The 9,031-nt window shown below is 66.1% G+C and carries 4 protein-coding genes and 1 pseudogene; 2 read left to right on the forward strand and 3 right to left on the reverse strand.

The features are described from left to right. Positions 1-410: 410 nt before the first annotated feature. Positions 411-1,937 carry a gamma-aminobutyraldehyde dehydrogenase gene (locus RJ1_RS43810; RefSeq protein WP_073370812.1) on the forward strand — a complete coding sequence of 509 codons (1,527 nt, stop codon included), beginning with the start codon at positions 411-413 and terminating at the stop codon, positions 1,935-1,937. Positions 1,938-1,939: 2 nt separating this feature from the next. Here RJ1_RS43810 and RJ1_RS43815 read toward each other — a convergent pair whose 3' ends face one another. Beyond that, positions 1,940-2,401, reverse strand: a complete 462-nt coding sequence (locus RJ1_RS43815; RefSeq protein WP_073370813.1) for an Lrp/AsnC family transcriptional regulator — start codon at positions 2,399-2,401, stop codon at positions 1,940-1,942. A 254-nt stretch (positions 2,402-2,655) separates the two neighbouring features. On the opposite strand from RJ1_RS43815, the gene RJ1_RS43820 reads away from it, so the two are divergent. Further along, entirely contained in the window at positions 2,656-4,149 is a 1,494-nt protein-coding gene (locus RJ1_RS43820; protein ID WP_073370815.1) for an APC family permease, read from the forward strand. A 19-nt stretch (positions 4,150-4,168) separates the two neighbouring features. On the opposite strand, the pseudogene RJ1_RS43825 reads toward RJ1_RS43820, so the two are convergent. Both RJ1_RS43825 and RJ1_RS43830 read right to left on the reverse strand, forming a co-directional pair. Beyond that, a pseudogene (locus RJ1_RS43825) lies at positions 4,169-7,461 on the reverse strand (NAD-glutamate dehydrogenase domain-containing protein). Positions 7,462-7,591: 130 nt separating this feature from the next. Further along, complete coding sequence (locus RJ1_RS43830; RefSeq protein ID WP_073370817.1) at positions 7,592-8,980, reverse strand: aspartate aminotransferase family protein; 1,389 nt, start codon at positions 8,978-8,980, stop codon at positions 7,592-7,594. Positions 8,981-9,031: the final 51 nt, after the last annotated feature.

Raw genomic sequence — 9,031 nt, forward strand, 5'->3', positions numbered from 1 at the left:
ACCGCGGGTGATGATCGGCGGGGTGATGTTCTCCCCGTGCCGGGAGAAATGACCCCACAGGTGGCGCGCCGCCGAGCTTTCCAGTCCGGTAGTTGTGGTTCTTTCGGTGACTTCAGTCATCGTAATCCTCAATTGTGTTTCGGTTCAGTCGAATTCGGTCTGGGCCGGGTTCGATCTGTGAACTCGGGATGATCGCCTCGGCAGATCGTCGGACCTCGGGGTTCGATCCGGCATGCGTCAATCTTGACCGCTCATGTCTGCGAATTCAAGTAGTACGAGTGAATATTCTGACGCAATACGCAGACTTCGCACGGATTCTGCGACTAATTTCGCAATCTCGGGTAGCCAACACCGGATCGCTTCTCTACTGTGAGTGAATCTTTTCGTCGCCCCCGTCTTGGAGTGATCTCATGACCGTCTCGGCATCCTTCCCACCCACTACCGCGATCGACCTACCGGCCACCGTGCCCGGCTGCTGGATTTCCGGATCCACAGCCGAAGGCTCCGGCGACGTCCATCGCATCGTCGATCCGGCGACGGGCGCACCCGTCACGACGCTGACGCTGGCCACCGCGTCGGACGTCGATGTCGCGGTCCGGGCCGCACGAGCAGCGTTCCCTGCCTGGTCGGGAGCGGCCCCGGCCGAGCGCGCAGCCTGTCTCACCACACTCGCCCGCGCGCTCGAGCGCGACGCGGAACTGCTCGCCCGCGAAGAAGTCGCACAGACCGGCAAGGCAATCCGGCTCGCCCGCGAGTTCGACCTCCCGGGGAGCATCGACAACATCGACTTCTTCGCCGGGGCGTCACGCAACCTCGAGGGCAAGGCCTCGGCCGAGTACTCCCCCAACCACACGTCGAGTATCCGGCGTGAGGCCGTCGGCGTCGTCGGGTCGATCACGCCGTGGAACTACCCGCTACAAATGGCGGTATGGAAGGTGATTCCGGCACTCGCAGCCGGCTGCACGGTGGTGCTCAAACCGAGCGAACTGACCCCGCTCACGACGCTGCGTCTCGCCCGGCTGGCGACTGAAGCCGGTCTGCCCGACGGCGTGTTCAACGTGGTGACCGGGACGGGCGCCGAGGTCGGCGCGGCACTGGCCGGACATCGCGGCATCGACGTCCTGACGTTTACCGGGTCGACGGCCGTGGGCCGGACGGTGATGGCGCAGGCGGCCACGAACGGCACCCGCGTGCAGCTGGAACTGGGCGGCAAGGCGCCGTTTGTCGTGTTCGACGACGCCGATCTCGAAGCGGCCGTGCACGGCGCGGTGGCGGCGTCGCTGATCAACGGCGGCCAGGACTGCACCGCGGCGACCCGCGCAATCGTGGCGGATTCGCTGTACGACGACTTCGTCGCGGGTGTGGCCGAACTGATGGAACGAGTGGTCGTGGGCGATCCCTATGACCCGGACACCGATCTCGGATCGCTGATCACGCTCGCACACCGCGATCGGGTCGATGCAATGGTGCAGCGCGCCCGCGCCGCCGGCTTCCGGATCGTGACGGGCGGATCCGCACCCGACCTACCCGGAGCCTTCTACCTCCCGACTCTGATCGCGGACGTCACCGAGGACGCAGAGGTCTACCGCGACGAGGTGTTCGGACCGGTACTCACCGTGAGCCGCCATTCGGGCGACGACGACGCGATCCGTCGCGCCAACGACACCGACTACGGTCTTGCCGCATCGGCCTGGACGACCGACGTGTACCGCGCACAGCGCGCCTCCCGAGACATCGCCGCGGGGTGCGTGTGGATCAACGATCACATCCCGATCATCAGCGAGATGCCGCACGGCGGGGTCGGGGCGTCCGGGTTCGGCAAGGACATGTCGACGTACTCGTTCGAGGAGTACCTGACCGTCAAGCACGTCATGAGCGACATCTCCGGGGTGTCACGAAAAGCCTGGCACCGCACGGTGTTCAGCGCCGGCCGGTAGGGCTACTCCTTCGAGGGCGTGCCGTAGCGCAGCTTGTGCACCTTGAGGATCGAGGTGGTCTCGGTGGTGCGCACGCCCTCGATGGTGCTGACATGTTGGTTCAGAAATGCCCACAGCTCGGCGTTGTTCGCGCTACCGACCTCGACGCAGATGTCGGCGCGTCCCAGCAGCGTCGAGACATACGTGATCTCCGGCATCTCGGTCAACGCGTCCACCACCGCCTGGTGCCGTCCCGGATCGACCGTCAGGAAGACGAGTGCCAGTTGCGAGTCGCCCAGACGCTCGGGATCGGCGAACGCGACGATGCGCAGGATGTTCAGGTCCTGTAGGCGCTTCACACGCGCCCGCACCGTCGCCTCGGACGAGCCCAGGTTTCGCGCGATCTCCCGGAATGCGCGACGCCCGTCGTCTTCGAGTTGCCGCAGAATCGCGCGGTCCAATTCGTCCAGAGTGTGCTGTGGCATGGATCGACTCTAGCCAGAACGACGAGATCAGTGGCGTTGCGGGGCCAAAACGCTGCATTTCCTGGATGTAAACCTCCAATGAATACGCAATGCGTGGTAACTTTCATCTTGTGCGACGCATTGCGCGGTGTTAGTGTCTTGAATCACATACTTGCGGCGGTCCGTCGGCCTCCACCTCACTCGACTCGAGTCGCCGAGGGCCGCATTCTGAATACACACACTGCGCCGACAAGGCCCAGAACTGGAGAACTCCCGTGAGCCTGCACGATTCCTTCGCCGACGACCACACCTACGAGAAGAACCTGCGCTGGTGGGACGGCTTCACCATCAGCCTCTCGATCCCCGCCGCACTGTTCGTCGGAATGGGATACGCAATCGGCCTGATCGGCGCGTGGACGACACTCGTCCTTCTCGGCGCCGTCGCCGTCCTGGCATGCCTCCAGAACTTCATCTACTCCGAGATGGCCAGCATGTTCGTCGACAAGGTCGGCGGAATCTCGATGTACGCCCACCAAGGGTGGCGAACCCGGTCGACCCTCGTCGGCCCCCTCGCGACGTACGGATACTGGTTCTCCTGGTCCAGTTCACTGGCCATCTACGGCCTCCAGATCGGGAAACTGGTGCAGGCCGAATGGTTCCCCGAGCAGACGTGGACGTTCTCCACCGGCCTGGCCACCATCGGACTACCCCACGTCATCGCACTCGGCGTCCTGTTCATGGGATGGGGGCTGAACGTTCTGGGCATGCGTCCCGCGATGTGGCTGATGTACGCGACCGGCGCCCTCGTTCTCGTCCCCATCGTCGTCTTCGCGGCCGCCCCGCTCCTGTCCGACAGCTGGTCGATGAGCAACTTGCACTGGGACATCGCGGCCAGCGGTGAAGCGGGCTGGCGTACCGCCATCGCCTGGATGTTCGTCCTCGCGTGGTCGGTCTACGGCATCGAGGCGGTCGCCTCCTTCGTTCCCGAGTTTCGCGACACCATCCGCGACAGCCGAATTGCGTTGCGACTGGCCGGCTTCTTCGTCATCGCCGTGTACATCCTCGTCCCGTTCGGAGTCGGCGGACTCGTCGACCAGGCGGACGTCGCCGAGAACCCCGTGTCCTTCTACCTGACCGTGTTCGAAAGTCTGATCCCCGGTGGCGACGTCGTGATGGCGATCTGCCTCATCGCCGGTCTCGTCCTCCTGATGGTCATGACCACCGCAGACGGCGGACGCGTACTCCACGGCAGTGCCCGCGAAGGCCTCACCATCAAACAGCTCGGTGAACTCAACCGATTCAAGGTTCCGGGACGGGCCATGTCGCTCGACCTGCTCGTCAACGTCATCCTGATCCTGTTCGTCGGTGAGGCACTCGCCGTCATCGTCGCCGGCATCGTCGGCTACCTCATCTGCCACATCCTGTCGCTCACCGGCTTCCTCAACCTGCGCCGCGACGAACCGGACGCCCACCGCCCCATCAAGCTCGGCAGGCAGTGGGTGTACATCGCCGGTCTCCTCGTCGCCGTCGACACGATCATGGTCGTGGTCGGTGCGCTCAGCGCGTCCATCACCGGATACGGCAGCACGAAGGAACTGATCGTCGGAGTCTTCGTCCTGTCACTGTCGATCGTGCTGTATGCCTACCGTCGCGTCGTCCAGGACGGTCAGCCCTGGGTCTGGAAGGAACCGGCCTCCGCCGTCGAAGCCGACTTCGTCCACGAAGACGAAGATGACGCACCATCCGCAGATCCCGCACGCACCTCATAGCTTCGCCTGTGAGTACTTATTAACCGCCCGTGGTTAACAAGTACTCACAGGCGCGAAGCGCATTGGCCGCGACCGACAGCGACGCCAGATCATGAGTGGACGTGGCGTCGACCTCTCCCAACGTCCGGCGAGCGCGTTCGATTCTGGCCCGATTCGCCTTCTCCCACAGCAGGATCCGGGAGTCCGGCGAATCCCCGGGCTCGCTCGAGGACAGGACGTCGCGCGTCAGGAGCCGGACGGAGCGGTACAGGTCGTCTCGCAGTGCCAGACGGGCGAGGGTGTGCCAGCGTTCACCTCGCGGAAGCGCGGACACCTTGATCAGCCACCGGTCCACGCCGAGATGATCGGAGAGGGCGAAGTAGAGCGGCGCCACCTCGGCAACGTCGTGGCCCACCTCGCCGGCGACGTCCACGATGTCGAGCAGACTGAATCGGTAGAGCCCGTCCGCGATACGCCGGGCAATGGACGTCTCGACGCCCGCCTCGTCGTACCTGCGGCGGGACGCCTCCATCGCCAGCCCTTCCGCGCCGCGCAGCCAGTCGCCGACCGCGCCGGACTGCGTCCGGACGTCGTCTCGGAAACTGTCGATCTCGGCATCCACCGACAGCGGCTGGCGGCGGTGGGCGAGGAACCACCGCGACGCGCGGTCGAGCAGTCGACGGGCCTCGACGACCAGTTCGTATTCCGTCGCCGGTGGCAGCTTCGCTGCGGCGATGTCGGACCACAGTTCCGCGAGCCCGAACACCTCCGACGTGATGACGAACGCGCGCACCACGTCCGCGGGGCCGGCGCCCGTCTCTTCGCGCAGCCGGTGCGCGTAGGTGAGCCCGCCGCGCGCGAAGATGTCGTTCACGATCTCGGTGGCGAGAATCTCCTGGCGGAGGGGATGTTCGGCGACGGGGGCAACGGTGCGCAGGGCGGCCGGAAAGTACGCCGCGAGGCGCGCGGAGAAGTACCCGTCGGAGAAGACGTCCGAATCCTCGAGTTCCGCTTTCAGATCCAGCTTGGCGTGGGCGAGGAGCGTCGCCAGTTCAGGTGAGGTCAACCCGATTCCGGCTTCGGACAATTCGACGAAGCCGTCGACGTTCGGCAGTGCCTCCAGCTCGCAGTCCAGGCCCCGCTTGTCGACGAGGTCGTTCACCATCCTGGTGTGCACGTCCACCATCCGGTGGGCATTCCACCGGGCGTCGCCGAGTACACGGTTCTGTGCGCGATTGTTCGCGAGCACGAGCTCCGACACGTCGTCGGTGAGCGCCGCCAGCACTTCCGAGCGTCGCGCGGGGTCGAGTCTCCGGTCGGCCGGCAGCGAATCGAGCAGGATCTTGATGTTCACCTCGTGGTCCGAGCAGTCCACTCCGGCCGAGTTGTCCAGCGCATCCGTGTTGACCTTCCCACCCGCGCGGCCGAACTCGATGCGCGCGAGTGGCGTCATCCCCAGGTTGCCGCCCTCGGCGACGGCCCGCGCCCGCAGCCCGTTCGCGTCGAGCCGGACGTTGTCGTTCGCCTTGTCACCCGCTGCGGTGTGCGGTTCCGCCGAGCACTTGACGTACGTTCCGACTCCGCCGTTGAACAGGAGGTCCACCGGGGCGGCGAGGATGGCGCGGATCATCTCCGGTGGCGTCAGCGTCGTCACCGACGGGTCGAGCCCGAGCGCCGTCCGCATCTGACTGCTCACCGGGATGGATTTGCTCTCCCGCGACCAGACGCCGCCGCCCGCACTGATGAGGGTTCGGTCGTAGTCGGCCCAGGACGATCTCGGCAGCTCGAACAACCTGCGACGTTCCTGCCATGCCGGCTGCCGGGCCGGGGTGGGGTCGACGAAGATGTTTCGGTGATCGAATGCCGCGACAAGCCCGATCCCGGTACTCGCCAGCATGGCGTTCCCGAAGACGTCACCGCTCATGTCGCCGATACCCGCCACCGTGAAATCGTCACGGCCGACGTCGATTCCGAGTTCGTCCAGATGGCGGGTGACGCTCACCCACGCACCCTTCGCGGTGATGCCCATCTTCTTGTGGTCGTATCCGACGGAACCGCCGGAGGCGAATGCGTCACCGAGCCAGAACCCGTATTCCCGGGCCACCTCGTTGGCGGCGTCGGAGAATGTGGCGGTGCCTTTGTCGGCCGCCACCACCAGGTAGGGGTCGTCGCCGTCCCAGCACACCACGTCCTCCGGATGAACCGATTCGGCGGTGTCCGAACGATTGTCGGTGACGTCGAGCAGGCCGGAGATGAACTGCCGGTAGCACTCGAGACCCGTCGACGAGGGAGTGCGCACGACGAAACCGCCCTTGGCGCCGGCGGGCACGATGACGGCGTTCTTCACGGCCTGCGCCTTGACGAGTCCGAGGATCTCGGTGCGATAGTCGTCGAGCCGGTCGGACCAGCGGAGCCCGCCGCGCGCGACCGGCCCGTATCGCAGGTGCACGCCCTCCATGTCCGGTGAATAGACGAAGACCTCGTAGAACGGGCGTGGCCGCGGAAGTTCGTCGATCTCCGCGGAACGGAATTTCAGCGACAACTGGGGACGCGCCGGACCGAGCGCACCCTCCCGGTAGAAGTTGGTGCGGGTCTCGCCGCGACGAGGCTCGAGTACGCGCGCAGGATGCGGTCGGCGTCGAGACCTTCCACGTCGGCGAGCAGCGACTCGACCCGGCGCAACCGGTCTTCGACCTCGTCCTCCCGGGACGTGATGCCGTCGCGGCGTCGCGGATCGAAGTGCGCGTGGAACAGCGCGACGAGCGCCGACGCGAACCCGGGCCGCGACAACAGGACCGCCTCGATCCGGCTCTGGTCGTAGGGCAGCGCGCTCTGCCGCAGGAAGCGGGCGTACGCGCGCAGGAGCACGACCTCCCGCCAGTCCAGGCCGGCCGCGAGTACCAGGACGTTGAACCGATCGGCCTCCGCGCGGCCCGACCACATCGCCCGAAAAGTCTCCAGGACGGATTCGGGTTCGACGGATCCGGCGGCGACTGCGGACGCGACGAGTGGTCCGGCGGTCACCCGGAAGTCGTAGAGCCGGCACACCAGTCCGTCGGCGCGGCGGAACACCGAGGTCCGCTGGTCGACGACCTCGAGGTCGAGGCTCCCCAGAAGGCGGAGGACCCGCTCGAGCGACACGGTCGAGCCTCCGCTGTACAGCGTGACGCGCAGTTGCCGGTTCTCCTGCGGTCCGACGGTGTCGACGTGAAAGTCGACTGCGTCGGCGGTGAGTCGGTCGAGGATGGCGACGTCGGGAACCGGTGGCCGATCCTGTTCTTCGACATAGCCTTCCGGCAGGGACGGGGCGAGCGTGGACGTGGTCGTGCTCATAGATTCTCTCCGTTGAGATCCGGGCGCCGAGTGATTGTCGTGGACAAGGAGAAAGATCCGCCCCGCGGGCGCCATTGACCGCGGGACGGATCGAGTGTCAGGACACGGGTGTGTCGTCGGACAGGGTGTGTCAGGAAGCGCGGTGCGCGTCCGCGATGTCGAGCACCGTGTCGAGGATCGCGAGTCCTTCGCGGGCCTCGGCCTCGGTGACGGTGCACGGGGGCACGGCGTGGATGCGGTTGAAGTTGGCGAACGGCAGCAATCCCCCTGCCTTACATGCCGCGATCACCTCGTTCATCGCCGGGCTGGACGCGCCATAGGGCGCGAGAGGTTCCTTCGTGGCACGGTCGGCGACGAGTTCGATGGCCCAGAACACGCCGAGTCCGCGGACTTCACCAATCGACGGGTGCCGGTCGGCGAGGCCCCGCAGTCCGGGTCCGAGGATCTCGGCACCGATCCTGGCGGCGTTCTCGACGATCCGCTCGTCCTCCATCGCGTTGATCGTCGCGACGGCGGCGGCAGTGGCGAGCGGGTGGCCGGAGTAGGTGAGCCCGCCGGGGTACGGCCGGTTGGCGAACGTCGCGGCGATCTTCTCGCTGATCGCGACACCGCCGAGCGGCACGTACCCCGAGTTGACGCCCTTCGCGAACGTGATCAGGTCGGGAACGACATCGAAATGGTCGATCGCGAACCACTTTCCGGTCCGGCCGAACCCGGACATCACCTCGTCGGCAATGAACACGATGCCGTAGCGGTCGCAGATCTCGCGGACGCCGGCCAGGTAGCCGGGCGGGGGCACCATGATCCCCGCCGTCCCGGGAACCGATTCGAGCACGATCGCCGCGATCGAGTTCGGTCCCTCGAGCCGGATCAACTGGTCGAGGTGCTCGAGCGCACGCTCGGTTTCCTGCTGCTCGTTCTCCGCGTGGAACTGCGAGCGGTACAGGAACGGTCCGTGGAAGTGGACGACCCCGCTGTTGCCGTAGTCGTTGGGCCACCGGCGCGGATCACCGGTGAGGTTGATCGCGGTGTCCGTGCCACCGTGGTACGAACGGTACCGCGACAGCACCTTGTAGCGGCCGGTGTGCAGGCGGGCCATACGCACCGCGTGCTCGTTGGCGTCGGCTCCACCGTTGGTGAAGAACACCTTGTTCAGATCGCCGGGAGTCCGCTCCGCGATCAGCCGGGCCGCCTCGGAGCGGACGTCGTTCGCGTACTGCGGTGCGATGGTGCACAGCTTCGCGGCCTGCTCCTGAATGGCGGCAACAACTTTGGGATGCTGGTGCCCGACGTTCGTGTTGACCAGCTGGGACGAGAAGTCCAGCAACCGGTTTCCGGCGCCGTCCCACACATACGAACCCTCGGACGCGAGGATCGTCATCGGGGTGATCTGCTCCTGCGCGGACCAGGAGTGGAACACGTGCGCGCGGTCGAGCGCGTACGTCCGCTCCCCCTCGACACGGGCCGCGTCGAGGGACTGACCGGTGGGCAGGATGTCCTGGGAGACTGTTGTCGTCATGACCGTAGGTCCTTTCCTGCTCAGTTGTTCTGGGGGAATCCGAGGTTGAGG

Source organism: Rhodococcus jostii NBRC 16295, assembly GCF_001894825.1.
GTDB classification, from domain to species: Bacteria; Actinomycetota; Actinomycetes; order Mycobacteriales; family Mycobacteriaceae; genus Rhodococcus_F; species Rhodococcus_F jostii.